The organism is Pseudomonas syringae (assembly GCF_021606685.1).
Taxonomy (GTDB): Bacteria; Pseudomonadota; Gammaproteobacteria; order Pseudomonadales; family Pseudomonadaceae; genus Aquipseudomonas; species Aquipseudomonas syringae_R.
This window is the reverse complement of record NZ_WKCB01000002.1, coordinates 57,587-82,453: the sequence shown is the minus strand read 5'-3', so window position 1 is coordinate 82,453 and position 24,867 is coordinate 57,587. Positions and strand designations below refer to the sequence as shown.

The 24,867-nt window shown below is 61.8% G+C and carries 24 protein-coding genes and 1 pseudogene; 12 read left to right on the top strand and 13 right to left on the bottom strand.

Translation table 11 applies throughout. The features are described 5' to 3' along the window. Window positions 1–509: 509 nt before the first annotated feature. Both GIW02_RS01230 and hmpA read right to left on the bottom strand, forming a co-directional pair. Window positions 510–1,016, bottom strand: coding sequence for a disulfide bond formation protein B (locus GIW02_RS01230; RefSeq protein WP_236412055.1), 507 nt, complete (start codon window positions 1,014–1,016; stop codon window positions 510–512). Window positions 1,017–1,240: 224 nt separating this feature from the next. Then, a complete protein-coding gene (gene hmpA, locus GIW02_RS01225) occupies window positions 1,241–2,422 on the bottom strand; it encodes an NO-inducible flavohemoprotein (protein ID WP_236412056.1) in 1,182 nt (393 codons plus the stop codon). Window positions 2,423–2,569: 147 nt separating this feature from the next. On the opposite strand from hmpA, the gene norR reads away from it, so the two are divergent. Continuing rightward, window positions 2,570–4,114, top strand: a complete 1,545-nt coding sequence (gene norR, locus GIW02_RS01220; RefSeq protein WP_236412059.1) for a nitric oxide reductase transcriptional regulator NorR — start codon at window positions 2,570–2,572, stop codon at window positions 4,112–4,114. A gap of 110 nt (window positions 4,115–4,224) precedes the next feature. On the opposite strand, the gene GIW02_RS01215 is transcribed toward norR, so the two are convergent. Next, window positions 4,225–5,127 (bottom strand): DMT family transporter, encoded by a 903-nt coding sequence (locus GIW02_RS01215; protein ID WP_236412061.1) that lies wholly within the window; start codon window positions 5,125–5,127, stop codon window positions 4,225–4,227. Between the two features lie 138 nt (window positions 5,128–5,265). Between GIW02_RS01215 and GIW02_RS01210 the strand changes: the two genes are divergently transcribed. Then, window positions 5,266–6,138 (top strand): helix-turn-helix domain-containing protein, encoded by an 873-nt coding sequence (locus GIW02_RS01210; RefSeq protein ID WP_236412063.1) that lies wholly within the window; start codon window positions 5,266–5,268, stop codon window positions 6,136–6,138. On the opposite strand, the gene GIW02_RS01205 is transcribed toward GIW02_RS01210, so the two are convergent. The 8 genes and pseudogenes from GIW02_RS01205 to GIW02_RS01170 all read right to left on the bottom strand — a co-directional run bounded on the left by GIW02_RS01205 (window position 6,135) and on the right by GIW02_RS01170 (window position 16,035). Beyond that, on the bottom strand, window positions 6,135–8,636 hold the full coding sequence (locus tag GIW02_RS01205; protein WP_236412064.1) for a LuxR C-terminal-related transcriptional regulator: 2,502 nt from the start codon (window positions 8,634–8,636) through the stop codon (window positions 6,135–6,137). The two genes, GIW02_RS01210 and GIW02_RS01205, sit on opposite strands and share 4 nt — an antisense overlap. Window positions 8,637–8,863: 227 nt before the next feature. Next, a complete protein-coding gene (locus GIW02_RS01200) occupies window positions 8,864–10,231 on the bottom strand; it encodes a DUF1329 domain-containing protein (RefSeq protein WP_236421752.1) in 1,368 nt (455 codons plus the stop codon). A gap of 24 nt (window positions 10,232–10,255) precedes the next feature. After that, window positions 10,256–12,046 carry a DUF1302 domain-containing protein gene (locus GIW02_RS01195; protein ID WP_456361615.1) on the bottom strand — a complete coding sequence of 597 codons (1,791 nt, stop codon included), beginning with the start codon at window positions 12,044–12,046 and terminating at the stop codon, window positions 10,256–10,258. A 482-nt stretch (window positions 12,047–12,528) separates the two neighbouring features. Then, window positions 12,529–13,440, bottom strand: coding sequence for an SDR family oxidoreductase (locus GIW02_RS01190; protein WP_236412069.1), 912 nt, complete (start codon window positions 13,438–13,440; stop codon window positions 12,529–12,531). A 148-nt stretch (window positions 13,441–13,588) separates the two neighbouring features. Beyond that, on the bottom strand, window positions 13,589–14,491 hold the full coding sequence (locus tag GIW02_RS01185) for an alpha/beta fold hydrolase (RefSeq protein WP_236412071.1): 903 nt from the start codon (window positions 14,489–14,491) through the stop codon (window positions 13,589–13,591). After that, window positions 14,491–15,273, bottom strand: coding sequence for a class II aldolase/adducin family protein (locus tag GIW02_RS01180; RefSeq protein WP_236421751.1), 783 nt, complete (start codon window positions 15,271–15,273; stop codon window positions 14,491–14,493). Before GIW02_RS01180 ends, GIW02_RS01185 begins: the two co-directional genes overlap by 1 nt. 148 nt (window positions 15,274–15,421) lie before the next feature. Beyond that, window positions 15,422–15,508 (bottom strand): annotated as a pseudogene (locus GIW02_RS01175) (LrgB family protein); the annotation flags it as partial. A gap of 71 nt (window positions 15,509–15,579) precedes the next feature. Continuing rightward, window positions 15,580–16,035, bottom strand: a complete 456-nt coding sequence (locus GIW02_RS01170) for a flavodoxin (RefSeq protein ID WP_236413510.1) — start codon at window positions 16,033–16,035, stop codon at window positions 15,580–15,582. A gap of 129 nt (window positions 16,036–16,164) precedes the next feature. Here GIW02_RS01170 and GIW02_RS01165 point away from each other — a divergent pair, with 129 nt between their 5' ends. Beyond that, window positions 16,165–16,632, top strand: a complete 468-nt coding sequence (locus tag GIW02_RS01165; RefSeq protein ID WP_236413508.1) for a PAS domain-containing protein — start codon at window positions 16,165–16,167, stop codon at window positions 16,630–16,632. Window positions 16,633–16,692: 60 nt separating this feature from the next. Continuing rightward, window positions 16,693–17,298, top strand: coding sequence for a hypothetical protein (locus GIW02_RS01160; RefSeq protein ID WP_236413506.1), 606 nt, complete (start codon window positions 16,693–16,695; stop codon window positions 17,296–17,298). A gap of 2 nt (window positions 17,299–17,300) precedes the next feature. Here the strand turns inward: GIW02_RS01160 and GIW02_RS01155 are convergent, their stop codons facing one another. Beyond that, complete coding sequence (locus GIW02_RS01155) at window positions 17,301–18,257, bottom strand: MerR family transcriptional regulator (RefSeq protein ID WP_236413504.1); 957 nt, start codon at window positions 18,255–18,257, stop codon at window positions 17,301–17,303. Window positions 18,258–18,472: 215 nt separating this feature from the next. Here GIW02_RS01155 and GIW02_RS01150 point away from each other — a divergent pair, with 215 nt between their 5' ends. Genes GIW02_RS01150 through GIW02_RS01125 form a run of 6 tightly spaced genes read left to right on the top strand, consistent with a single transcriptional unit; the run spans window position 18,473 to window position 21,408 of the window. After that, window positions 18,473–19,033 carry an antibiotic biosynthesis monooxygenase gene (locus tag GIW02_RS01150; protein WP_236413502.1) on the top strand — a complete coding sequence of 187 codons (561 nt, stop codon included), beginning with the start codon at window positions 18,473–18,475 and terminating at the stop codon, window positions 19,031–19,033. Window positions 19,034–19,090: 57 nt separating this feature from the next. Beyond that, a complete protein-coding gene (gene folM / locus GIW02_RS01145) occupies window positions 19,091–19,801 on the top strand; it encodes a dihydromonapterin reductase (RefSeq protein ID WP_236413500.1) in 711 nt (236 codons plus the stop codon). Window positions 19,802–19,821: 20 nt separating this feature from the next. Then, window positions 19,822–20,382, top strand: a complete 561-nt coding sequence (folE, locus tag GIW02_RS01140) for a GTP cyclohydrolase I FolE (RefSeq protein WP_236413498.1) — start codon at window positions 19,822–19,824, stop codon at window positions 20,380–20,382. 2 nt (window positions 20,383–20,384) lie between these two features. Continuing rightward, a complete protein-coding gene (folX, locus tag GIW02_RS01135) occupies window positions 20,385–20,762 on the top strand; it encodes a dihydroneopterin triphosphate 2'-epimerase (RefSeq protein WP_236413490.1) in 378 nt (125 codons plus the stop codon). 15 nt (window positions 20,763–20,777) lie between these two features. Then, window positions 20,778–21,074 (top strand): DUF1244 domain-containing protein, encoded by a 297-nt coding sequence (locus GIW02_RS01130; RefSeq protein ID WP_016971058.1) that lies wholly within the window; start codon window positions 20,778–20,780, stop codon window positions 21,072–21,074. Beyond that, window positions 21,067–21,408: a HopJ type III effector protein gene (locus GIW02_RS01125; protein WP_236413488.1), complete on the top strand. Its 342-nt coding sequence runs from the start codon at window positions 21,067–21,069 to the stop codon at window positions 21,406–21,408. Before GIW02_RS01130 ends, GIW02_RS01125 begins: the two co-directional genes overlap by 8 nt. A gap of 181 nt (window positions 21,409–21,589) precedes the next feature. On the opposite strand, the gene trxB is transcribed toward GIW02_RS01125, so the two are convergent. After that, the gene (gene trxB, locus GIW02_RS01120; RefSeq protein ID WP_016976180.1) at window positions 21,590–22,552 is read right to left on the bottom strand and encodes a thioredoxin-disulfide reductase; all 963 of its coding nucleotides are present in this window, start codon (window positions 22,550–22,552) and stop codon (window positions 21,590–21,592) included. A gap of 281 nt (window positions 22,553–22,833) precedes the next feature. Between trxB and cysZ the strand changes: the two genes are divergently transcribed. Continuing rightward, entirely contained in the window at window positions 22,834–23,598 is a 765-nt protein-coding gene (cysZ, locus tag GIW02_RS01115) for a sulfate transporter CysZ (RefSeq protein ID WP_122674308.1), read from the top strand. Between the two features lie 54 nt (window positions 23,599–23,652). After that, on the top strand, window positions 23,653–24,852 hold the full coding sequence (locus tag GIW02_RS01110) for a glycosyltransferase family 4 protein (protein ID WP_236413485.1): 1,200 nt from the start codon (window positions 23,653–23,655) through the stop codon (window positions 24,850–24,852). The last annotated feature ends 15 nt before the right edge of the window (window positions 24,853–24,867 follow it).

Genomic DNA, 24,867 nt, shown 5'->3' with positions numbered 1-24,867 from the left:
CAGCACAGGACATTCAGTGCGGGCGATTGTAGTTAGCTAGCGATGTATAAACCATGTCTTATAAAGAAATAATTTTTATCGATTACAGCAATAATCCTTCACCATTATTGCAACGGTTCGCGATCTTATCGCGTTCGATTCTCAACAAAAACCACAAAAATTGCCGTGTTATTAGCCAGCCGCTCGCATCCCTTACAGGTCGTAAGGGCATGGCAAACGGATCTAAGCCCCCATAAAACAAGGCATTCAGACATCACCGCGAGGCTCGCAACGCGTGACCTTTCACGCAGGCCTCAAACCACGAACTGACAGCACAAATTGACCGCTTGGTGCAAATTTAAGGGACCGATCGGCGAGTCAGAAACGTCCTGCGACCGCGTCCGTGTGACAACATGTCGCACGCTGCGCGCACCTAAACTTGCCCCCCGTCACGGCCTTTTCACAAAAGCCTACACACAAAAACGCCCCGGCCTTGCCTGAAGAAGGACCGGGGCGTTTCAGTCAAAGGCTCAGGCCTGACGTTGACGATTGCGATAGATACCCAGCGGTACCAGGATCACCGTCAGTACAAAGGCGACCAATGCCCATTGCGCCAGGGACAGGCCCAGGATCGGCGGGTACGGGGTGCTGCAAAAGCCATCGACCTGGAAGCCCAGCGGAAACACCTTGGCCAGCGGCAGGTCGTCGACGATAGGTTGCAGCACGTCGATGCCACAGCTGACCTGCGGGAAGAACTGGGTGTAGACATGGTGGCCAGCCGCAGCCACACCCCCGAGGGCGCTGAGGATCACCAACCCTTCAAACAGGGTGACGGCGCCCTTGGTGCGCATCGCGGCACCGATGAACGCGAAGACCGCAATCAACAGCAAGGCATAACGCTGCAGGATGCACAGCGGGCAAGGCGCCTCGCCCAGCACCACTTGCATGTACAGCGCACCGCCGATCAGCGCCAGGCAGATGATGCCCAGCAACACCAGAAAGCGCCGCTCCCTGCCTAACCGCAATTCGTCACTCATCCCCGTTTCCCTTTGTTTGGTTGTGCCAATGGCCGCAAGTTTACACACAGAGAGCGGTTTAAACAGAGAGGGGTTAACAGCGGATTAATCAGCCAGAACGCAGATCAAAATGTGGGAGGGGGCTTGCCCCCGATGGCAGTGGGTCAGCTACAGATAAGCTGACTAATACACCGCTATCGGGGGCAAGCCCCCTCCCACATTTGGAACAGTGGTGTTCCCTGGGATTATTCCAAGGCCGCCGCCGGGCCGAAGAACTCGTAGCGGCTTTGTTTTTCCGGTACACCCAGGGCCTTGAGGTGGCGTTTGATAGCTGCCATGAAGCCTTTAGGGCCGAGGAAGTAGGCATCGATGTCGCGCTGCTCAGGCAACCAGGCCGCCAGTTGCTCCTGATTCAGCAGACCAACCTTGTCCGCCGCCGGGCTCACGCCGTCATCCTCGGCATAGCAGTAAAAGCGCTTGAGCTGCGGATGCTGCGCCGCCAGGGCATCCACCCACTCGCGGAACGCATGCACCCCGCCGTTACGCGCGCAGTGGATAAAATGCACCGGGCGTTTTGTCGCCAGTGCCGCCTCGAGCATCGGCAAGGTGGGCGTGATGCCGACACCGCCGCTGATCAGCACCAAGGGCTTATCGCTGGCCGCCAGGGTGAACTCCCCCGAAGGCGGGAACAGGTCAATGGTCGCGCCGACAGGCAGTTGGTCATGCAGGTAGTTGGACACCCGGCCACCGGCTTCGCGCTTGACGCTGATACGGTACTGGCCCGCATCGGTCAGTGCCGACAACGAGTAATTGCGCCGCACTTCTTCGCCATCCAGCACCAGCTTCATACCGATGTACTGGCCGGGCGCGGCAGCGAGGATCTGGCCGTTGTCCACAGGGGCGAAGTAAAAGGAGACGATCTCGGCGCTCTCCTCCACGCGCTTGACCACCTTGAACGACCGCGCACCGCGCCAGCCACCGGGGGCCTCGGCCTTTTCGTCGTAGATGGCTTTTTCGGCCCCGATCAGGATATCCGCCAACTGGCCATAGGCCGCACCCCACGCACTCATCACCTCGGGGGTGGCGATCTCGCTGCCGAGCACCTCGGAGATCGCGCGCAGCAGGCACGCGCCCACGATCGGGTAGTGTTCCGGCAGGATCTGCAAGGCCACATGTTTATTGATGATCTTCGCCACCAGGTCGCCTAATTGGTCGAGCTGGTCGATATGCCGCGCGTACATCAATACGCCATTGGCCAAGGCGCGAGGTTGGTCGCCGCTGGCCTGGTGGGCCTGGTTGAACAGCGGGCGAACCTCAGGGTATTCGGAGAGCATCATGCGGTAGAAATGCGTGATCAACGCTTCACCGCCGCTTTCCAGCAGAGGCACGGTAGATTTGACGATGGCACGGTCTTGGGCACTGAGCATGGGAGCCTCCTGGGCTTCTTTACTGATTACCCTTCTATAGTCAGCATTCATGCCAACTTATAAATTCTTATAAATCAATAGCTTGAATTATCTGTAGTCAGTTTGACCTCCTACACTTTATAGTCATAAGGACTACAAGGAGTCATTATGACTGCGCAATCACTGCTCACCACCCTGCTGCCCCTGGTCGCCGACCTGTCCCGCGAGCTGCCCGAAGGCGAGCGTTATCGCCGTCTGCTGCAAGCCATGCGCGCCCTGCTCCCTTGCGACGCTGCCGCCTTGCTGCGTCTGGACGGCGAGTGGCTGGTGCCGCTGGCCGTGGACGGTTTGAGCCCCGACACCCTCGGTCGGCGCTTCAAGGTCAGCGAGCACCCGCGCTTCGCCGTGTTGCTCAGCAGCCCCGGGCCGACCCGTTTCGACAGTGACAGCGAGCTGCCTGACCCCTACGACGGCCTGGTCGACGGGCTGCATGGCCATTTGCAAGTGCACGACTGCATGGGCTGCCCGCTGTTTGTCGATGACCAGCCCTGGGGCCTGCTGACCCTGGACGCCCTCGACACCGAGCGCTTTGAACGCGTGGAGCTGGACGCGCTGCAAGCCTTTGCCAGCCTCGCCGCCGCCACGGTCAACGTCGCCGAACGCATCGAACGTCTGGCCTTGCGCGCCGAAGACGCACACCAGCGCGCCGAGATCTACCGCCAGGCCAGCGGCCAGCAGCACAAGGAAATGATCGGCCAGAGCAAAAGCCACAAGCGTCTGGTCGAGGAAATCAAGCTGGTGGGCGGCAGCGACCTGACCGTGCTGATCACCGGCGAAACCGGGGTCGGCAAGGAGCTGGTGGCCCAGGCGATCCACGCCGCCTCGCACCGCGCAGACAAACCGCTGATCAGCCTCAACTGCGCCGCCCTTCCGGAAACCCTGGTGGAAAGCGAGCTGTTCGGGCATGTGCGCGGCGCCTTTACCGGCGCGCTGAACGAGCGCCGTGGCAAGTTCGAATTGGCCAATGGCGGCACCTTGTTCCTGGATGAAGTCGGCGAGCTGTCGTTGACCGTGCAAGCCAAGCTGCTGCGCGTTCTGCAAAGCGGCCAGTTACAGCGCCTCGGCTCGGACAAGGAACACCAGGTGGATGTGCGCTTGATCGCCGCCACCAACCGCGACCTGGCCGACGAGGTGCGCAACGGCCACTACCGCGCCGACTTCTACCACCGCCTCAGCGTGTACCCGCTGCAAGTGCCGGCGCTGCGCGAGCGGGGGCGTGACGTGTTGCTGCTGGCGGGCTTTTTTCTGGAGCAGAACCGCTCACGCATGGGCCTGGGCAGCCTGCGCCTGACCAGCGACGCGCAGGCGGCGCTGCTGGCCTATAACTGGCCGGGCAATGTGCGCGAGCTGGAACATTTGATCGGGCGCAGCGCCCTGAAAGCCCTGGGTAACTGTCGCGAGCGTCCGAAGATTCTGAGCCTGAGCGCCCTCGACCTAGACCTGCCCGACGTCGGCGCGCCCACCCTCGAAGAGCCGTCGCAAGCGCCCCTGGTCGTGACCGGCGACCTGCGCCAGGCCACCGAGCAGTACCAGCGCCAAGTGATCACCGCTAGCCTGGAACGTCACCAGCATAATTGGGCCAGCGCCGCCCGCGAACTGGGTCTGGACCGCGCCAACCTCGGCCGCATGGCCAAGCGCCTTGGCCTCAAATAGCCCAAACAACTCGGTCAACTGTGGGAGCGGGCTTGCTCGCGAATGCGGTGTGTCAGTCACCAAAGATATCGACTGATCCACCGCTTTCGCGAGCAAGCCCGCTCCCACATTTAGATTTGTTGTGCCTTGAGGGCCGGGCTCACAGGCTTAGGCTTCCTGAACACCAACACATTCCCCGCCATCACCAGCACCAACCCCATCAACGCCGGTGCGGTCCACTGATACCCTTCCGCAAACGCCGACACATTCAGCGCCACCACCGGGAACAGCACGGTGCAATACGCCGCGCGCTCCGGCCCCATGCGGCCTACCAGGGTCAGATAGGCCGTAAAGCCAATCACCGAACCCGGGATCACCAGGTACCACAGCGCGCCCATATACCGCGCGCTCCAGTCCATCTCAAAGGGAATACCGCGCAGCACACAGTAGGTCGCTAGCATTGCCGAACCATAGGCCATGCCCCAGGCATTGGTGGTCAGCGGCCGCAGCCCGGCCTTCTGCTGCAGGCTCGAGAGCATATTGCCCGCCGAAAAACACATCGTGCCGAGCAACGCCAGGCCCAGGCCGAGCAGAGTTTGCGGGCTGGCGGTATGGCCCGCCAGCTCAGGCCAGAACAGCAACCCCAGGCCCAGCAAGCCCAGGCCGCCGCCCATCAACACATTGTGCGCCACCCGCTGGCCGAAAAACACCCGGGCGTTCAGCGCATTCCACAAGGTGGCCGTGGAAAACACCACCGCCACCAAGCCGCTGGGGATCCATTGGCTGGCCGTGAGAAAGCACATGAAGTTGACGCAAAACAGGCACAGGCCCTGGGCCACGCAGATGAGGTGCCCGCGCCGGTTCATCACCTGCAGCTTGCGACTGACCAGCAGCAACGCAAACAGCACCAACGCCGCGAGACCGAAGCGATACACGATGGACACGGGAATCGCGACCACGCCCAGCTGCCACTTGAGGGCGATCCAGGTGGTGCCCCAGATCAGCACGGTGAGTAAATACAGGGAAAGGTTCATAGCGGGCTCCATCGGTTGAGCCACAGTGTCGCCCCCAAGCCGCGCCGTGCTCTTGCAGAATCTTGCGCTTTTGTCGGGCGATGGGCTCACAGCGCCAGCCACGCGGAGTAGGATGCAAGGCGTCGGAGAGAACACACCATGCCTGATCTGCAATCCCTGCAAGTCTTTCAAGCCCTTAACCGCTCGCCCAACGCTCGCCTGGAAGCCTGCGCCGAGCTCGGTGACGGCTTGTCTGCGGCCTTGTGGAGCAACCATCACGACGCCCAGGATTACCAGGCGCCCAGCCATCACACCTTGTCGTGCTACATCGGCGGCGGCACCGGCACGTTTCGGCGTGACCAACCCGGCACCAAGGGCGGCCCCGACAAACTGTGCATCCTGCCTGCCGAGCACCAGTCGGCGTGGGTGATCAACGGTGAAATCCGTCTGGCCCATGTGTATTTCAGCGCCGAACAATTTGCCCTCGGCTGCGTCACCCTGCTCGACCGCGAGCCGCGTGCGCTGGAGCTGCGCGAAAGCACGTTCCTGGAAGACGCCAGCCAGGCCCGACGCTTTCACCAGTTGATCGCGCTCAACTGGCAGGAGCCCGCCGAGCGCCTGCTGACCAGCAGCCTGGCCCATGAGATGCTCAGCCACACCTTGCTCAGCCAAGTGGGTGCACGCGAAGGCCTGCCCTTGAAAGGCGGCTTGGCGACGTACCAGCGCCGACGGTTGGTGGAGTACATCGACCAGCACCTGGAAGACCCGATCAGCCTGGGCCAACTGGCCAGCCTGTGCGCGCTGTCGGAATACCACTTTGCGCGGATGTTCCGCCAAAGCCTGGGCTTGCCGCCCCATCAATACCTGCTGGCGCGCCGGCTGGCCCGCGCGCAGAACCTGCTGCGCAGCACGGCCCTGCCCCTGGGTGAAATCGCCTTGATGTGCGGATTTTCCAGCGCCAGCCACTTCACCCATCGCTTCCGCCAGGCCATGGGTGCCACGCCCGGCGACTACCGTCAGGCGTTTGTCTAAACCATCAACCCCAACGTCTTGGCCTTGGCCACCGCCTGGGTGCGCCGCTCCACCCCGAGCTTGCTGTGGATGCGCCGCGCGTGGGTCTTGACGGTGTGCAGCGAGATAAACAAGCGGTCGGCGATTTCCAGGTTGGAGTTGCCCAGCGCGATCAGTTGCAAGACTTCCAGCTCGCGCTGGCTGAGGGGGTTGTCCACCGTGCCCGGGGTGGCGGCCTGCGGCTCCATCCCCAGCTCGCTCAACAGCCCCGGTGAACGCAAGCGCAGCTCGCGAATCGCCTGCTGCACCTGGCAGCGCCCAGCCAGGTCCAGCCCGGCTTGCAGTGAACGCCGCGCCAGGGCGCCATCGCCCAGTTGCCAGGCCACCTCCCCCAGCACCAAGTGCAGTTCGGTTTCCAGGCACAGCATGCCGCGCTGGTGAGTGGTTGCCAGTAGCGCATTGAGCCGTGCCACGGGCTGCTCGGCGCAGCCCAGCTTGACCTCCGCCAACACCAGCAGGTATTCCAGGCGCGGGATCAGTTCCAGGGTGGCCGGCGGTGCTTGTTTGGCCTGTGGCCCGCGAAAATGGCGGAGCACCCGGCGCATCGCTTCCACGGTCAATTCGGCCCGGCCCTGCTGCAACCAGAAATGCCCGCTGACCAACAGCAACACCGCGCGGTACACGGAGTCCGGTACCTGGCGTTGCTGCATCAGCCGCTCGGCCTCACGCAACTGGAAAAACGCCTGGGCGTAATCGCCGCGGTTGGCGGCCAACAGCGCCAGACCGAGGAAGCCATAGAGCACGCGCTTGTCCTGGCTGTGCAGGCACAGGGCCAAGCCTGTTTCGAAGCACTCGCCGGCCAGGCTGTCCTGGCCCTGGCGCAACGCCAGGTGCCCACGCCGCAAAGCGATACGGCCTAGCAGTGGCCCGGCCTTGAGCCGCTGCCCAAGCAGCATCGCCTGGACATTTTCCAACAGGCTTTGCGCCCGATAAGGGGCGCCGCGCTGCTCCAGCAATTGCGCGTGATCCAGCTCGAGCAACGCCTCCAGCAGCAGTGAACCGTGGGCCCGCGCCAGGCACAGCGCTTCGCGGTTCAAGCCTTGGGCCACGTCCAGCTCACCGCGCAGCAAAGCCTGCTGGGTGAGCCCCGACAGGCACATCAGCCGCGAGGTCCAGGCGCTGTCGGGCAAGGCTGGCAGGGCTTCGAGGAAATGCACGCGGGAACGTTCGGCGTCACCGCCCAGGTGCAGCAGCCAGCCCCACTGCGCCTGCCAGCGTGCAAGCAGATGCCGTTGTTGCTCCGCCGTCGGTTGCGGGGCGAATCGGGCAAGCTGGTCGATGCACTGCGCGGCCTGGTCGAAGCGCCCGGCAAACAGCAGCGCCGCCGTCACCAGGCCCACCAGTTGCGCCGAGCCGAGCATCAGCTCATCACCGTGTTGCTCATGCAGGCGCAGTAACAGCACGGCGTTCTGTTGACGAAACAGGTCTTCAAAACTGAAGTGCTGCAACAGGCTGACGGCTACCTCATATTCTTCGGCCAGCAGCGCCTGCTCGAACGCGGCCTGCCAGTCCTGCTGGGCGGTGAACCACTGGCAGGCGCGCCGGTGCCAGGAGCGTTTCGCCGCCCAAGGCTCATCTCGCAGCAGATGGGCCAGGGGTGGAAATACCTGCAGCCAGTCGGTGTCTTCCCACGGTTGGATAAACGCGCCAAGGGCCTGCAGGTCTCGCAGGTATTGATCGCCGTCGCCATGGCCGAACAGGTGCTCACACAGCCCCGCATTAAAACGCGGCAGATGGGCCAGCACGCGCCAGGCTTCGGCCAGCTCGGGCGGTAGCGTGCTGAACAGCTCGTGCTGCAGGTAGTCGAGCAAGGTTTTATCGGGGTGCCCATCGCCCAGCAAGGCGATGCGCACACCGGCGCACCAGCCGGCGCTGAACTGCAACACGCTGTCGAGCGTTTGCCCAGGCGCATGGCTGAGCAACAGCTGGATTTCGGCGGCGCTGAAGGCGAGTTCGGTACCACACTCCAACAGCTCGTCATCGAGCAACAGGCGTGGCCAATTACACGCCGGACGCCGCCGCGCGCCCAGCCACCACGTCAGGGCCGGGCTGCTGGCGGTGAGCAAGCGGTCGAGCAGCGCGTCGGTGTCGGGCGCAGGCAGGCGGCAAAAATCATCGAGGAATACCCACGCGTGAGCCTGCCAGCGGCTGAGGTCCAGCAGCAGCGTGGCTTCATCGGTGAACGTAAGGCCAAGGTTCTGTGCGAGGCGCTGGCACAGGTCGAGGGGGCTGAGGGTAACCCCATTGAGTGGCAACCAATGCACTTGGCATCCCGCGGGGGCCTGCAGCGCGCACTCGCCGAGCAGCGCGCTCTTGCCACTGCCGCCGGGTGCACAGAGTAATTTGACCCTCGCCGACGCCGCCAGCAAAGGCTCGGCCAGACGCGGGCGCAGCAGATGGTGGGCGGACAGCCGAGGCATGAATCCAGGACGGTCCAGGCAGCGTGTCATGGCGGTCATTGCTGCATCCTGCTTTTTTATTGTTATGCAACCTGGCGCCTACCCTAGTCCTGTGGGCAGCGGTTGTTGAAGAAGTATTCAGCGGGGTGATTTAAAGCCATGCGCAAAACTAAATGTGGGAGGGGGCTTGCCCCCGATGGCGGTGGGTCAGTCAAAGATGAAGTGACTGATACACCGCCATCGGGAGCAAGCCCCCTCCCACATTTGAATCGCATTTCACATCGGGATCAGCGCACGCCTTCAGCCCTCAGCGCCGCTGGGGTGTAGTCGGCCGCCTTGGCATTGAAGCCGAACACGAAGCTGCTTTTCTCCTCGTTTTTCATGCCCAGCGCGATGTAGCGCCCGGCGATGATGTCGTACAGGGTTTCCACGGTGTAGGCCGGGGTCTGGTGGTTGTAGTAGAACTGCGCATGACCTTCGGCAACCCGCCACAGTTGGCCACGGCCGTCGTAGTGATCCACCAGCGCGACCTGCCAGCTGTCCTCGTCGATGTACATGTGGCGCTTGGCGTAGATGTGCCGCTCGCTCGGTTTGACCGTCCCGACCACTTCCCACACGCGGTGCAGCTCATAGCGGGTGAGGTCCTGGTTGATATGCCCGGCCTTGATGATGTCGTCGTACTTGAGCGTCGGCTGGTCCAGCTTGTAGCTGTTGTAGGGGATGTACATCTCCTTCTTGCCCACCAGTTTCCAGTCGTAGCGGTCGGGCGCGCCGGAGAACATGTCGAAGTTGTCGGAGGTACGCAGGCCGTCCGAGGCAGTGCCCGGCCCGTCATACGCCACCTGCGGCGCGCGACGTACGCGGCGTTGGCCGGCGTTGTAGATCCAGGCCAGGCGCGGTTCTTTCACCTGGTCGAGGGTTTCATGCACCAGCAGCACGTTGCCCGCCAGGCGCGCCGGCGCGGTCACCGACTGCTTGAAGAAGGTCAACACGTTGGCCGCTTTGGCCGGGTCCATGTCCGGGATCAGCTGCGGCACGGCCACTTCTTCCTCGAAGCGGATCGGCGTGAAGCTGCCGTTGGTCTGCGGCGTAGCCTGGGTGATGATGCGCCGCAGGTTGCCGCCGTGGTAGCGGGTGATGTGGTTCCACAGCACTTCCACGCCATTCTTGGGGATCGGGAACGCGTAGTAGCGGTTGCCGGTGAAACCTTCCAGGCCGTTGCCATCGTTGATCGGCTTGACGTTCAGCGCGCTGCGCTTGATCGACTCATAGATATCCGGCGGCAAATTGACCGTACGGTGGGTCGGGTACACCGGGATCTTATAGGTCTCGGGGTAGCGCTTGAACATCGCCACCTGACCGTCGGAGAGTTTGTCCTTGTACTTGTCGACGGTAGCGGCGGTGATCACGAACAGCGGTTTTTCACTGGCGAACGGGTCGGCGAGGAAGCCCTTGGCGTCCACCGCACCGGCGTTTTTCGGGATGCCGCCGGTCCAGGCCGGGATCGAGCCGTCGGCGTTGCCGACTTTTTCGGCGCCGATGGGCGTCAGAGTAGTGCCGAGCTTGGCCGCCTCGTCTGGCGACACCGCTGCCATCACGTTGGCGGCCAACAGGCTGAGGGCCAACACGCCGCATTGCAGAATCATCTTGCGCATAAAGGAGTCCTTTTCAAACCGTGATCAGAAGTTCGCGCCGACGCTGAGGGCAAGGAAGTCGCGGTCGGTCAGGGTGTTGTAGTCACCCCCAAAGAAATCGGTGTAACTGAGGCTGGCGGTATAGGTATTGCGGTAGTCGGCCTCGACGCCGAGGCTGATGGCTTTGGCGCCTTTGTTGAACAGGCCGTTGGGCCCGTAGCCGGCGACGTCATGGGACCACGACAGGTTGGGCTTGAGGTTGATCCCGGCGATCACGTTGTTGTAGTCCAGGATCGCCCGCGCACGGTAGCCCCAGGAGGTGGAGGTCACGAAACCGTCGGTATCCCCTTGGAAACCGTAGGCGCCGTAGACCGAATCGCGGCCGTAACGCAGCTTGGATTTATCTTCCAGGCCAGCGACGTGCACGATGGCCGCTTCGCCCACCAGCGTCAGGCGTTCAGCCCCCAGCACCTGGTCGAAGAACTGGGTCATGGTGCTCTGGACCTGGGTGATTTCCTTGCGGCGGTAGCCTTTGTTGTCATCCCCGAAATTGCTGGCGATCGGTGAGGCCTGTTGGCCCGCAACCGGGTTGAGCAGCGCCAGGGTCAGGTCGGTGGTATTGAGCTGCACCGGCGCGTTCGGGCGGTAGCTGATTTCGCCGGTCCACGCGGTGCCGGTAGGCAAGGTGGTGGAGAAACTGGCGCCAAACAGACGGATATCTTCCGGGTAGTCGAGGTAGTACTGGCCGCGCCCGAGCATCAGGCTCTGGACCAACCCGGCGCCGGTGCCGGGCGCAATGCCGTTGGCGGCGCCCGCGATAGCGCCGAGGGTCGCCAGGCTGGTGTTGTTGGTGATGGTGCCCACGGTCGGTGTGCGGCTGTGGTAGTTCATGAAATAGAGGCCGTACTCGGTGTCATCCCCCAGCCAGCGCAGCGCTGCGCCGAACTGGCCGGAATCGCGCGCGTCACGGTCACCGGCGCGGCGTACGATCACCCCTTCATTGGTCACGCCGAACCCCTGGCCGAACGCGGCGGCCACCGGTTGCAACGGTGCAATCGCCGGGTTACCCACGGTGTAGTTGTTGGTGCAGCCGTCCGCCGCCACGTCCCCGCCGAAGAAGGTGCCGCAGTTATCCAGCACGGTCTGGTCCCACTCCAACTGGTAGAAGCCTTCCACGGTCAGTTGGTTGGTGAGGGCTTGGGAGGCAAACAGCATGTTCACCGGAATCAGCCCTTCCTTGATCTCCGCACCTGGACGGCGGAAGGCCGAAACGTCGATGGGGTTGATGCTGTTGATGGAGTTGCCGATGAAGGTACTTTCACCCCAACTGACCACCTGCTTGCCCGCACGCACCGTGCCGGGCAGGTCGCCCAGTGAGTAGTTGTGGTAAACGAAGGCGTCGAGAATCTGCGCACCGCTGGATTTGGCGCCCTCCTTGCGGTTGTGATCGCTGATCTGCTTGAACTCGCGGTCTTCGTCCTTGAGTTCGAAGTCGTACCAATACTTGCCACGCACGAACACACCGGTGTCGCCGTATTTCAATTCAAGGTCGTGCAGGCCCTTGAAGATCTTGGAAAAGGTTTCGCCTTTCTTGAAGTTCAGGCGCCCGTCATCGCCGGTCGACGCCTGCCCCGTGCCACCGTTGACGGTGCCCACGAGTTTTTTATCGGCGTCGCGCATGCCCCAACTCGCGCCCACCGACAGCGAAGAATCGAATTGCCCTTCGATCTCGCCAATGTTGAATGAAACAGCCTGTGCCTGAGCACAGCATCCCAGTGCAACCGCAGCGGCCAGCGCCTGTGGCCTGAAGATGGCGCGCATTGTTGTTCTTGTCATGCGTCTTCCCCGGTGAGTGACAGAAGGCCCCACCCTACTGCCGCCCGCCAGGAGCGATAAGCGCACCAAGGAGGGATTCGTGTTGTCGCTCGAAAGGATTACCAGGCGCTCTGGCTTGGCTCTGGGCGGGCCCATGGATTGGGTGGATGGCGGGTTATCAGGAGAATGGATGGCACTTTGCACCACTGTTGCGATATCGGTAACAGTCCTTGTCCCCAAGTGCTATTACTCATTTTGTTACAAGCGACTATTCTTACCGGGCTTTCAGGGCAAACAGCCCGCTTCCACAACCGGAAGAACAGCCAGACTCGAATGGATTGATGATTTTTTTCAATCTGTTAACCGTGTTCACTGACGTTGATTTATTGCTCCTTGATCAAACGTCTTACTTCAGCCGCTGCCTTTGCAGCGGCTTTTTTTTGCCTGAAATAAAACGGGGCGCTGTCAGCGCCCCGTGGGATTTAATGATTTTCAGGCAATGATCACAGGCTGTATTTCTGCAAATTATCCATCATCTCCTTCAAGGCCTCGATATTGTCCTTGGGGTGAGCAGCGCCTTCGAAGTCGCAGATCTGCGCCCAATGCGCCGCCACGTCGTCCGGCGAGAACCCGGCCTCTGGGTCGAACCCCACACCCAGGCTGCGCTCCCAGCGAGTCTTGCCGACCCAGCCGCCGCCCACCTCGAACAGCCCGGACGTTTCCTGGCACGCCTCGCTGCCCAGGTACACCACCAACGGGCTGACCAGTTCCGGCTTGAGGCGCTCGAACACCTGCGGCGGGATCAGGCCTTCGGTCATGCGCGTGCCGCCGGTGGGGGCGATGGCGTTGACCAGGATGTTGTTCTTGCGCCCTTCCAAAGCCAGGGTACGGGTGAGGCCGTACAGCCCGAGCTTGGCCATGCCGTAGTTGGACTGGCCGAAATTGCCATAGATGCCCGAGGTCGACGCGGTAAAGATCACCCGGCCGTAGCCTTGCTCACGCAGGTGCGGCCAGGCGGCGCGGGTGACTTTGTAGGCGCCTTCGACATGTACCCGGTAAACCAGGTCCCAGTCGCCGTCATCCATTTTGTGAAAGGTCTTGTCCCGCAGGATACCGGCGTTGTTGACCACCACATCGATACGGCCGAAAACGTCGAGGGCGTGCTGGACGATCTTGTCACCTTCGGTGACAGAGTCATGGTTGGCGTGGGCGATACCGCCCGCGGCGCGGATCTCGGCCACCACCCGGTCAGCGGCCGAGGCACTGGCGCCCTCGCCCTGGGTGGAACCGCCGAGGTCGTTGACCAGCACTTTGGCCCCATGCCTGGCGAACAACAGTGCGTGGGCCCGGCCCAGCCCGCCGCCGGCACCGGTGACGATCACGACCTTATCCTGGAACTGCACTGACTCACTCATACCGAACTCCAATGGCGACAATGGGAATGGCTTGAGTGTCGGGCACTGGGCCTCTGGTCACAATAAAGTCGGCCAGGGCTGAATGGTGCTCGATAAGGCTGAGGGATGATTGGCCAATCAAGCGCTCATTGGGGAGGCGGTTACGGCGTCAGGAATAGGCCATGCGAGAGGCCGGCTGCCGCACCCGATCGCGAAATTCCAGATAGTGCTTGAGCACCAGCACCGGCGCCTCGATCTGCGGGTAGTGGCCGATATTGGCCAGCAGCACCGTGTCGGCGTGGGGCACCAATTGCTGATAACGCTCGACCATGTGCACGCCGGAAATCGGGTCAACTGCGCCATCGATCACCCGCAGCGGGACTTCATCGCGCTGCATCGCCCCCACCCAACGCTCACGCAGGCGCCGACGCTGCGGGATGTAGGCGATCAGTTTGTGCAGGATGCGCGTGCCGTCGTTGCAGTCGATCAGGCTCCAGAAATCATCCAGTGCGCTTTCACTCGGGCGGGTGCTGGGGCCGAAGATCTGGTTGAAGCTGTTCGCCAGAGCATTGCGCCCAAAGGCGCGGCCGACCATCCAGCCAAGCGGGCTGAGCAAGAGTTTTTGCACGAGGGCCGCGCGGTGGGTTTCGGGAAACAGCCCGCCGTTGAGAAACACGCAACTGGCCATGCAGAAGCGACCTTCATAGTGGCGGGCCAGCAGTTCCTGGGCGACGCTGTCCCCGTAGTCATGGGCCAGCACATGCACCGGCTGTTCCACCCGCAGGTGTTCGAGCAGGGCTTGTTGCAGGTCCGCCTGCTCCAGCAGGCAATAGCCATGGTCGAGCGGCTTGGCCGATTCGCCAAAGCCGAGCATGTCGCAGGCAATCACCAGGTTGCGCTGGGCCAGGGGTTGCCACAGGTAGTGCCAGTCCCAGCTGGCAGTGGGGAAACCATGGATCAGCAGCAGCGGTTCGCCCTGCCCCGCCACCCAGTAACGGATCGCGCGACCACGAAAGACGAATTCCTGACCGCGCTTGCGCCAGGCTCTAAGCGGGATCTCGGCGAGTGGCATCAGCTTCTATACCCTGGGTCTTGGCTGTCCAATTTACGCAGCAACGCCGGCCAGGCCAGCGCGCCCCCCATACCTTGCGCACTCTTTGTGACAGCCGCCACCATTGCCCGGGCCCCGGCGAGAATCGGCGGCTCGATGCTGATCAATTCAGCCCCGCCGCTCTGCGCCAGCACCTGGATATCGCAGGCGCGCTGGAACGTGAACATCATCAGGAACGTGTCGGCGATCGTACCGCCGCAGGTCAGCAGGCCGTGGTTGTGCAGCATCAGGAAATTGTTGTCGCCCAGGTCCGCTTGCAAACGGGCTTTTTCTTCGTGGTTCAGCGCCACGCCTTCGTAGGCGTGATAGGCCAGGCTCGACAACACGAAAATCGATTGCTGGCTGATTGGCAACACGCCTTGCTTCTGCGCCGCCACCGCAACGCCGGCGGCGGTATGGGTGTGCAGCACGCAGGTCACGTCGTGGCGCACTTCATGGATAGCGCTGTGGATGGTGTAGCCCGCCGGGTTGATCTCGTAGGGGCTGTCCATCAATTTGTTGCCGGCCTGGTCGACCTTGACCAGGCTCGACGCCGTGATCTCGTGGAACATCAGCCCATAGGGATTGATCAGGAAATCATCGGTACCCGGCACCTTGGCCGAGATATGCGTGAAAATCAGGTCATCCCAGCCATGCAATGCCACCAGGCGATAGCAGGCCGCCAGGTCGACACGCGCTTGCCACTCGGCAGCACTGACCTGGTCTTTGACATTCTGCGGCGATAGAACGGGGGCTAGGCTCACGGTAACGACCTCCTTGGCGCACTTCTTATTATTTTTCGAGTGATGGGCCAGTCTAGTCAGACACCCTGGCGCAAGGAGTTGCCTTGGCAGCCAGCTTGATGACCGAGCGAGTCAGCGCTGAGAATAGCTGAACTTTATTCAACGCGCGTCAGAGAAGCGCCGCCAATAAAGGCACGGTAAACAGGTTGAGCAGGCCCGCGAGCACCCTCACCAGGCCCGCGACCGAGCCCTCGTCTATCAGGCGTGACGGCGCCTATTTGTCGAAGGCCGCGCAAGCCTGGCTGTTGTTGCTGCGCGAGTACTCGGTCAAGCGCGCAGTGCAGTGACCAACTCGGCCAGCCACGGCTCGGCGTCGGCTTCCGGGGTCACGCTCTCACTGGCGTCCAGGCGCAGCATCGGCAGCACTTCGCGTACGCCCAGCTCGCCGAACAGCTCGCGCATTTGCTCGCCGCCGCCACAGAACGTATCGCCATAACTGGCATCGCCCAGGCCGATCACCGCGCCAGGCAGGCCGCGCCAGGCAGCGGGCAGCAGGTCACGAATGGACGAATACAGGGGTTGCAGGTTGTCGGGCAACTCACCCATGCCGGTGGTGGACGTCACCGCCAGAAACGCCTCAGGGGCGAAGGCCTGTACGTCCGCCAGCGTGGCGCGTGGGTTGTACCAGGCCTCGAAACCGGCGTCGTTGAGGATGCCGGCGGCGTGGCGGGCGACTTCTTCAGCCGTGCCGTACACCGAGCCGGAAAGGATGGCGACTTTCATCAATCTGATCCTGTAGTTGAGTGAAAGCGTGGGATATTAGCAGCTGTCGCAAATATTTCGGTGTATGCCCTGCAACATTCAAGGCATGTCATAAACTGCCTACTCCAATAACAAGCCATGGACCGCTCGATGATTAACGCTCAACTGATGCAAATGGTGATCAACGCTTCCAACGATGGCATCGTCATCGCCGAACGAGAAGGCAAGGACAAGCCGCTGATCTACGTGAATCCGGCCTTCGAACGAATGACCGGCTACACCCTCGATGACATCCTCTACCAGGACTGCCGGTTCCTGCAGTCCGGCGACCGCGACCAACCGGCCCTGATGGCCATCCGCGAAGCCCTGGAACGTGGCGGTTCCTGCCGGGAAACCCTGCGCAACTACCGCAAGGACGGCAGCCACTTCTGGAACGAGCTGTCGCTGTCGACGGTATACAACGCGGCTGACAAGCAGACCTATTTTGTCGGCGTGCAGAAGGACGTGACCCTTCAGGTCAAAGCCCAGCAGCGCGTCGCCCAGTTGGAAACGGAGCTGGCGCAGGTCAAGGCCGAGTTGGCCAAGCTCAAATCGACAAGCGGATCAAACAACGCTTAGAAAATGCCGCCATTAGGCGGATAATGGCGCTTTAATACCTACTTTCCTTGAGCAAGCCTCATGCAACGCGACGCGCTACTGACGCAGGACGAGCTGGATTTTATCCAGATGATGCAGCACAACCCACAGCTCAACCTGCGGGATGCCTCCTCGAGCCTGACCGTCAACGGCGGCGCGCAAATCCGTGACTTGCTCACCCGCCTGGCTGCCCATGATCAGCTCACCATCCAGGCGCAGTTCGAAAACCAGCAACTCACATTCCCTCTGCATTTGGTGGAAGACGAGTTTCATGCGCTGCACCTGCGCCTGGGCGTACCCACGATCTTCGAAGATGGGCCGATGATCCGGCCCTGGCGCCTGGCCCTTGAAAAGCCGGTGGCGCTGGAGAACATCAGGGGCAACCTGAGTGCCCTGTGGGTGCATGAGGTGTCATCCAAGGGAGTGCTGGTGCAGATCCGGGGCCGAATCAAACCGCCCAAGACCTTTTGCCTATGGTTCAGCCCCTCCGGCTACGAGCACATCGCCTTGCGTGGCACGTTGCAGCGGGAAACCGCCCGTGGCCTGTTTGCCTACCACTTGGATCAAAGCGACGCGGACGAAACCGAACGCCTGCGCCAGTTCATCCTGCACCAGCACCGCTTGATCCACCCCGAGGCTCACGCCTGAGATCAGGTGTCCAGGCGTGCGCGCAAAAACTGCTGCAGGCGATGCTGCATCGACCGCCCTTCGTTGCCCAGGCAGCCGATGGACGAGCCCGCAAGACTGTCTTGCGCCAGGTCCGACGCATCCCCCGCCAGCAGCAACGGGCAATCGAGGGTCAGAGCCAGGCGCTTGAGGCGCTCCGGCAACCCACTGTCGGGTGACCGATTGGAGAACAGCACCAGCGCTTGCGGCCGGGTCTTCTCGCACACCAGCGTCAACTCATCAAACGGCTGGCCAACGGCAAACACCTTCACCGCCAGCTCGTCGGAGCCAAGCATGGCGCCCGCCACCAGCAACTCCAACTCGCGACACTCTCCGGTTATGGCCGCCAGCAGCACCCGAGGCGCCGACGAAGCGCTCGCCATGTGCAGGCGTTGCACAACGCGAACGCGCAGGAAGGCGTCGAAGAACAACCACTCGCTGGCCTGACCGAAGAGCCCCTGATGGCGCAGCAACTGCTGCCACAGCGGCATGAAAATATTCTGGAACACCACCGTGATCGGGTAAGCGGCGAAGACCTGGCCATACAGCCGGTCAAGCTGGCGGTCGTCAAAAGCGTTGATGGCCAGGCGCACCTGCATCTGCCACTGGCTCCATTCACGTTCGGTATCGATACGCGAAGGCGTGGCGGGCTCGCTGTAGAGGCCTTCACGCGCGAGAATCTTGCCCACTTTGCTCACGGCGACGCCACGCTCGATCCAGTCGAGAATACGGTGCACGGTGTCGATGTCGGTGCTTGAGTACAAGCGATGCCCGCTTTCGGTGCGCGTCGGCTGGATCAGGCCGTAGCGACGCTCCCAGGCACGCAGCGTCACCGGGTTGACGCCGGTCAACCTGGCGACTTCACGGATGGGCAAAAGATCATCGAAATCAGTGACAGAGTCGTCCACTGTTTCGTGGTGAGGAGCAATAATTTCGGGCATCAGAGGTCGGAAACATCCGTGTCGATTTGGATCCTATTTAACGCTGAATCAAGTCCCTGATTCAAGCCACACGGTTAGCCGACCAAAGTCTCTGGTGTATTTCGCCAAAACAGGAATAATCCTTGCCTGTTTTTTCTACGTCGCTGCACCACCCCGCAGCCTCGTGTGTGCGCCGCCCACCCGGCCCAGCGCACTTGATGACTTGGAGATACACAATGTCTACCTCACCCGTCACCTTGATGGTTGCGCGTCGCGTGGCCAAAGGTCGCTATGAAGAATTGATGGCCTGGCTGCGCGAAGGCGAGCAATTGGCCACGGACTTTCCCGGTTACCTGGGCTCAGGCGTACTCGCCCCGCCGCCCAATGACGATGAATTCCAGATTATTTTCCGCTTCGCCGACGGCAAAACCCTGCATGCCTGGGAGTTTTCCGCCTCACGCAGTGCCTGGCTGAGCCGTGGCAGCGAGCTGTTTGCCGACCCGTCCGAACATCGCGTCAGCGGCATCGATGGCTGGTTCGGCGCCGTGGGTGCACGCCCGCCACGCTGGAAACAGGCGGTGGCGATCTGGCTGGCGTTTTTCCCGGTGTCGCTGCTGTTCAACTTCGTGCTGGGGCCGCTGCTGAGCGATCTGGAGCTGGCGCCGCGCGTGCTGGTGAGCACCCTGGCACTCACGCCCTTGATGGTCTACTGGTTCATCCCGTTGTCGACCCACCTGTTGGCCAACTGGCTGCACCCCACGCCGCCACCGCGCAAGGCCACCCAAGCCGCCGTGTGAGTACAGGGGCGGCCGGTCGCTGGTATAGTTTCACTCTGCCAGCGACTTGAGCCTCCCATGACCTCCACCCCCGCCCCGATCCTGATCACCGGCGCCGGCCAGCGTGTCGGCCTGCATTGCGCCCAGCGCCTGCTGGACGAAGGCCACTCGGTGATTTTCAGCTACCGCAGCGAACGCCCCGGCGTGCAGGCCCTGCGCGAGCGCGGCGCGGTGGGTGTGTATGCCGACTTCTCCAGCGAGGCGGGCATTCTCGCCTTCATCGCCGAGCTGAACACCCACACCCAGAGCCTGCGCGCGATTGTCCACAACGCCTCGGCCTGGATTGCCGAAACACCGGGTGACGAAAGCCGCGCCTTGACCGACATGTTCAGCGTACACATGCTTGCGCCGTACCTGATCAACCTGCATTGTTCACCCTTGCTGCAACGCTCGACACCTGCCGATATCGTGCATATCAGCGATGACGTGGTGCGCAAGGGCAGTCGCCAGCACATCGCCTACTGCGCCACCAAGGCCGGGCTCGACAGCCTTACACTGTCGTTTGCCGCGCAGTTTGCGCCGCTGATCAAGGTCAACGGCATCGCCCCAGCGATGGTGATGTTCAACGACGGCGACGACGCAGCCTACCGTGCCAAGGTCCTGGCCAAGTCGGCGTTGGGTATCGAGCCCGGGCCCGAGGTGATCTACCAGAGCCTGCGTTACCTGCTGGACAACCCCTATGTCACCGGTACCACCCTGACCGTCAACGGCGGGCGGCATATCAAGTAAGCCGTTTGTGAGGATGTTGTATGACCTTATCCCTGCCCCAACACTACCGCGAGATCCTCAAAGGCCTGGGCGAAGACCCGGAGCGCGAAGGCTTGCTCGACACCCCCAAGCGCGCCGCCAAGGCCATGCAGTACCTGTGTCATGGCTACGCGCAGAACCTGGACGAGATCGTCAACGGTGCACTGTTCGCGTCCGATAACGACGAGATGGTGATCCTCAAGGACATCGAGCTGTATTCGCTGTGCGAGCACCACCTGCTGCCCTTTATCGGCAAGGCCCATGTGGCCTATATTCCGACCGGCAAGGTACTCGGCCTGTCGAAGCTGGCGCGCATCGTGGACATGTTCGCCCGGCGCCTGCAGATCCAGGAAAACCTCACGCGGCAGATCGCCGAGGCTATCCAGGACGTGACCCAGGCCGCCGGCGTGGCCGTGGTGATCGAGGCCAAGCACATGTGCATGATGATGCGCGGCGTAGAGAAACAGAATTCAACAATGAACACCTCGGTGATGCTCGGCGCGTTCCGCGAGTCGAACACCACGCGCATGGAGTTCCTGCAACTGATTGGACGGAGCAAGTAGCAATGCCACAACTTCAACCAGGCATGGCGCGCATCCGGGTCAAGGACCTGTGCCTGCGCACTTTCATCGGCATCAACGAGGACGAAATCCTCAACAAGCAGGATGTGCTGATCAACCTGACCATCCTGTATGCCGCCCAGGAAGCCGTGCGCGACAACGATATTGACCATGCGCTGAACTACCGCACCATCACCAAGGCCATCATCGCCCACGTCGAAGGCAACCGCTTCGCCCTGCTGGAGCGCCTGACCCAGGAACTGCTGGACCTGGTGATGAGCAACGAATCGGTGCTGTACGCCGAAGTCGAAGTGGACAAGCCGCATGCACTGCGCTTTGCCGAATCGGTGTCGATTACCCTGGCCGCCAGCCGCCAACCCTGAACCTGCGTGAGCCCTATGAACGACCAACAACGCCTCGAACTCGAAGCCGCCGCCTTCCGCCGCTTGGTGGCGCACCTGGACAGCCGCAAGGATGTGCAGAACATCGACCTGATGAACCTCTCGGGCTTCTGCCGCAACTGCTTGTCCAAGTGGTACAAGGCCGAAGCCGATGAGCGCCATATCGAGCTGAGCCTCGATGACGCCCGCGAAGTGGTGTACGGCATGCCGTACGCCGAGTGGAAAGCCCAATACCAGAAAGAAGCCAGCGCCGACCAACAGGCGGCGTTCGCCAAAGGAAAACCCCATGACTGATCTGAACACCCTGCGCGCCAGCCTCAACAGCGGCGAACACCTCTTTGCCGATACCCTGGCCTTCGTAGCGGCCGGTTACGACTATCAGCCGCAAGCCTTCACCAATGGCGACGTGGAAAACGCTGCGGGCCAGAACGAGGGTTCGTGCAAGACCCTGGGTCTGGCACTGCTGGAAGGCTTGAGCGATCAGGAAGCGTTGCTGGCATTTGGTGAACATTACCGTTCGGTGGTGGCGACGCCGCAAGGCAGTGACCATGGCAACATTCGGGCACTGATTGCTCATGGCTTGGCCGGTGTGAAATTCACCGCGCAGCCTCTGACCCGCAAATCCTGAGTCAGGCATAAATCAAAATGTGGGAGGGGGCTTGCTCCCGATGGCAGTGTTTCAGTCACTCATACGTTGACTGACCCACCGCCATCGGGAGCAAGCCCCCTCCCACATTTGCCTTGCGGCGTGATTTAGATTGGGCATAAAAAAACCGGCCTCTCAGCCGGTTTTTTTTATTTCAACGGGTTCAGAACGAAGCGTTCTGCAGGCCGTCGAGGTAACGCTCGGCATCCAGTGCCGCCATGCAACCGGCACCGGCGGAGGTGATGGCCTGGCGGTACACATGATCGGCCACGTCACCAGCAGCGAAGATACCTTCGATGTTGGTAGCAGTGGCGTTGCCTTCACGGCCGCCCTGCACCACCAGGTAACCGTCTTTGGCTTCCAGCACGCCTTCGAACAGCGAGGTGTTCGGGGTGTGGCCGATGGCAATGAACACGCCGTCGACTTTCAGCTCGTCGAAGCTGCCGTCGTTGTTTTTCAGGCGGGCACCGGTCACGCCCATGTTGTCGCCCAGGACTTCGTCCAGGGTGGCATTGAGCTTGAGGATGATCTTGCCTTCAGCGACACGGGCGTGCAGCTTGTCGATCAGGATCTTCTCGGCGCGGAAGGTTTCGCGGCGATGAACCAGGGTCACGGTGCTGGCGATATTAGCCAGGTACAGCGCCTCTTCCACGGCCGTGTTGCCGCCACCGACCACAGCGACCGGCTTGTTGCGGTAGAAGAAACCGTCGCAGGTCGCGCAGGCGGAAACGCCCTTGCCCATGAACGCTTCTTCCGATGGCAGGCCCAGGTAACGGGCGCTGGCGCCGGTGGCGATGATCAGCGCGTCACAGGTGTAGACGCCGCTGTCGCCGGTCAGGCTGTAAGGCTTTTTGGAGAAATCGACCTGGTTGATGTGATCGAACACGATCTCGGTTTCAAAGCGCTCGGCGTGCTCTTTCATACGCTCCATCAGCACCGGGCCGGTCAGGCCGTGGACGTCGCCCGGCCAGTTGTCGACTTCAGTGGTGGTGGTCAACTGACCGCCCGCCTGCATGCCGGTGATCAGCAGCGGCTTGAGGTTGGCCCGGGCAGCGTAGACCGCAGCGCTGTAACCGGCAGGGCCGGAACCGAGAATAATCACTCGCGAATGACGGGTATCAGACATGACTCACTCCTATCGACCGCCCATACAACAAGACGGCTGGAATAAAAAAGGACCGCGAAGCACTTGGGGAAGGCTTGAACTCGCAGGCCCTGAAAATAATGGGTGCAGCGTATAGAGGGGGGCAAGATTAAGGAAATACGGAATAACAATCCAGCTCATAGGTGGTCTCTATGCAGTCGACCCGATTAATCGATGCCTTTGTTACTGCTGATGTCGCCGCTTTCGCCCACGATGCAAAGCCGGTAAGGTCGGCGCGTTCGTCATCCTGCTCGGAGTTCCCCATGCCCGCCCCTGCTCTTTCCGGCCCGCAGTATCTGCGTGAAGGCCTAAAACTGGTGCTGAGCCCCGGCCTGCGCCTGTTTGTACTGCTGCCGTTGGCGATCAACCTGGTGCTGTTCGTCGGCCTGATCTATTTCGCCGGCCACCAGTTCAGCCTGTGGGTCGACCATTTGATGCCGACACTGCCCAACTGGCTGAGCTTTCTGAATTACCTGCTTTGGCCCTTGTTTGTGGTGTTGGTGGTGCTGATGGTGTTTTTCACCTTCACCATGCTGGCCAATATCATCGCCGCGCCGTTCAACGGTTTTCTCTCGGAGAAAGTCGAGGTGGTAGTACGCGGCACCGATGACTTCCCCGCGTTCAGTTGGGGCGAGTTGATCGCCATGGTCCCGCGCACCCTGGCCAGGGAAATGCGCAAACTGGGCTACTTCCTGCCACGGGCCATCGGCCTGTTTATCCTGTCATTCATTCCGGTGGTCAACCTCATTGCTGCACCGCTGTGGCTGCTGTTTGGCGTGTGGATGATGGCGATCCAGTACATCGACTACCCGGCCGACAACCACAAGCTGGGCTGGAACGAAATGCTCGCCTGGCTGCGCCAGAAGCGCTGGCAGAGCATGAGTTTTGGCGGCATCGTCTACCTGGTGCTGCTGGTGCCGGTGGTCAACCTGCTGATGATGCCCGCAGCGGTGGCCGGCGCCACGTTGTTCTGGGTACGCGAGCAAGGTGCCGAGGCGATGGCGTCGCAAAAGATTACCCAGTCATAAATCCATCATTTGGCTGACACAATGACGACATGGCCCACGGCGACACTGTGGGTCATGACGACAGCCTCGCTCCACATCACCCTGATCACCGAAACCTTCCCGCCAGAGATCAACGGGGTGGCCAATACCCTTGGCCGTCTCTGCGACGGTTTGCGCGCCCGTGGCCATCAAGTCGAGCTGGTGCGCCCGCGCCAGAGTGTGGACCAGAGCCGCCCCAGCGACGATGATTTGCTGCTATGCCGCGGCTGGCCGTTGCCGGGCTACCCGGGTTTGCAGTGGGGCCAATCGTCGATGCATAAATTGCTGCGCCGCTGGACACGCCAGCGGCCCGACGTGCTGTACATTGCCACCGAAGGCCCGCTGGGGCTGTCGGCGTTGCGTGCGGCGCGGCGGCTGGGAATCAGTGTGGTCAGCGGCTTTCATACCAACTTCCAGCAGTACTCCAACCAATACGGCTTGAGCGTGCTGAGCCGCCTGGTCACGCACTACTTGCGCTGGTTTCACAACCGCTCGACGCTGACCCTGGTGCCCAGCGCCAGCCAGCGCCTGGAGTTGGAACGTCGACACTTCGAGCGCCTGGGGATGTTGTCACGCGGGGTCGACAGCCAATTGTTCCACCCCGCCAGGCGTGACAATACCTTGCGCGAAAGCTGGGGTTTGCAAAGCGACGATATTGCCGTGCTGCACGTCGGGCGCCTCGCCCAGGAAAAAAACCTCGGGCTGCTCAAGCGTTGCTTTGATGCCGTGCAGGCAACTTATCCACAGCGTCGACTGAAGCTGATCATCGTCGGCGATGGCCCACAACGCCCGCTGCTGGAGCGCGATCTTCCTGACGCGGTGTTCTGCGGCACTCAGCGCGGCGAAGAGCTGGCGCGGCATTACGCCTCGGGGGATCTGTTTCTGTTTCCCAGCCTGACTGAAACCTTCGGAAATGTGGTGCTGGAAGCCATGGCGTCCGGGCTCGGCGTGGTGGCTTACGACCAGGCGGCCGCGACCCAGCACATTCGCCATGGCTACAACGGCGTGCTGGCAATGCCAGGGGATGAGGAGGCGTTTAGCGATGCGGCCAAGTGGCTGCTGGAAGAGCGCGAGAGTTTGCGCCGAGTGCGACTCAACGCCCGACAACACGCCAGCCGTCAGGGTTGGCCTGCAATTATCGAGCAGTTTGAGAGCAAGTTACTGGATGTGTATGGCGCGTACCTGGCGTCCATAAAAGGCAACACCAACACGATGAATATCCAGAGCCCCAGGTAAGGGCTTTAACCTCGT

What these genes read in the sequence shown, in the direction of transcription:
- GIW02_RS01205 (WP_236412064.1), bottom strand. Translation starts at nt 8,636, where the DNA reads ATGACCGCCATGACACGCTGCCTGGACCGTCCTGGATTCATGCCTCGG.
- GIW02_RS01185 (WP_236412071.1), bottom strand. Translation starts at nt 14,491, where the DNA reads ATGCCACTCGCCGAGATCCCGCTTAGAGCCTGGCGCAAGCGCGGTCAG.
- GIW02_RS01125 (WP_236413488.1), top strand. Translation starts at nt 21,067, where the DNA reads ATGACTGATCTGAACACCCTGCGCGCCAGCCTCAACAGCGGCGAACAC.
- GIW02_RS01155 (WP_236413504.1), bottom strand. Translation starts at nt 18,257, where the DNA reads ATGCCCGAAATTATTGCTCCTCACCACGAAACAGTGGACGACTCTGTC.
- GIW02_RS01150 (WP_236413502.1), top strand. Translation starts at nt 18,473, where the DNA reads ATGTCTACCTCACCCGTCACCTTGATGGTTGCGCGTCGCGTGGCCAAA.
- GIW02_RS01190 (WP_236412069.1), bottom strand. Translation starts at nt 13,440, where the DNA reads ATGAGTGAGTCAGTGCAGTTCCAGGATAAGGTCGTGATCGTCACCGGT.
- GIW02_RS01110 (WP_236413485.1), top strand. Translation starts at nt 23,653, where the DNA reads ATGACGACAGCCTCGCTCCACATCACCCTGATCACCGAAACCTTCCCG.
- GIW02_RS01210 (WP_236412063.1), top strand. Translation starts at nt 5,266, where the DNA reads ATGCCTGATCTGCAATCCCTGCAAGTCTTTCAAGCCCTTAACCGCTCG.
- GIW02_RS01165 (WP_236413508.1), top strand. Translation starts at nt 16,165, where the DNA reads ATGATTAACGCTCAACTGATGCAAATGGTGATCAACGCTTCCAACGAT.
- GIW02_RS01195 (WP_456361615.1), bottom strand. Translation starts at nt 12,046, where the DNA reads ATGACAAGAACAACAATGCGCGCCATCTTCAGGCCACAGGCGCTGGCC.
- cysZ (WP_122674308.1), top strand. Translation starts at nt 22,834, where the DNA reads ATGCCCGCCCCTGCTCTTTCCGGCCCGCAGTATCTGCGTGAAGGCCTA.
- GIW02_RS01215 (WP_236412061.1), bottom strand. Translation starts at nt 5,127, where the DNA reads ATGAACCTTTCCCTGTATTTACTCACCGTGCTGATCTGGGGCACCACC.
- norR (WP_236412059.1), top strand. Translation starts at nt 2,570, where the DNA reads ATGACTGCGCAATCACTGCTCACCACCCTGCTGCCCCTGGTCGCCGAC.
- folM (WP_236413500.1), top strand. Translation starts at nt 19,091, where the DNA reads ATGACCTCCACCCCCGCCCCGATCCTGATCACCGGCGCCGGCCAGCGT.
- GIW02_RS01130 (WP_016971058.1), top strand. Translation starts at nt 20,778, where the DNA reads ATGAACGACCAACAACGCCTCGAACTCGAAGCCGCCGCCTTCCGCCGC.
- GIW02_RS01160 (WP_236413506.1), top strand. Translation starts at nt 16,693, where the DNA reads ATGCAACGCGACGCGCTACTGACGCAGGACGAGCTGGATTTTATCCAG.
- GIW02_RS01170 (WP_236413510.1), bottom strand. Translation starts at nt 16,035, where the DNA reads ATGAAAGTCGCCATCCTTTCCGGCTCGGTGTACGGCACGGCTGAAGAA.
- GIW02_RS01230 (WP_236412055.1), bottom strand. Translation starts at nt 1,016, where the DNA reads ATGAGTGACGAATTGCGGTTAGGCAGGGAGCGGCGCTTTCTGGTGTTG.
- hmpA (WP_236412056.1), bottom strand. Translation starts at nt 2,422, where the DNA reads ATGCTCAGTGCCCAAGACCGTGCCATCGTCAAATCTACCGTGCCTCTG.
- folE (WP_236413498.1), top strand. Translation starts at nt 19,822, where the DNA reads ATGACCTTATCCCTGCCCCAACACTACCGCGAGATCCTCAAAGGCCTG.
- trxB (WP_016976180.1), bottom strand. Translation starts at nt 22,552, where the DNA reads ATGTCTGATACCCGTCATTCGCGAGTGATTATTCTCGGTTCCGGCCCT.
- folX (WP_236413490.1), top strand. Translation starts at nt 20,385, where the DNA reads ATGCCACAACTTCAACCAGGCATGGCGCGCATCCGGGTCAAGGACCTG.
- GIW02_RS01200 (WP_236421752.1), bottom strand. Translation starts at nt 10,231, where the DNA reads ATGCGCAAGATGATTCTGCAATGCGGCGTGTTGGCCCTCAGCCTGTTG.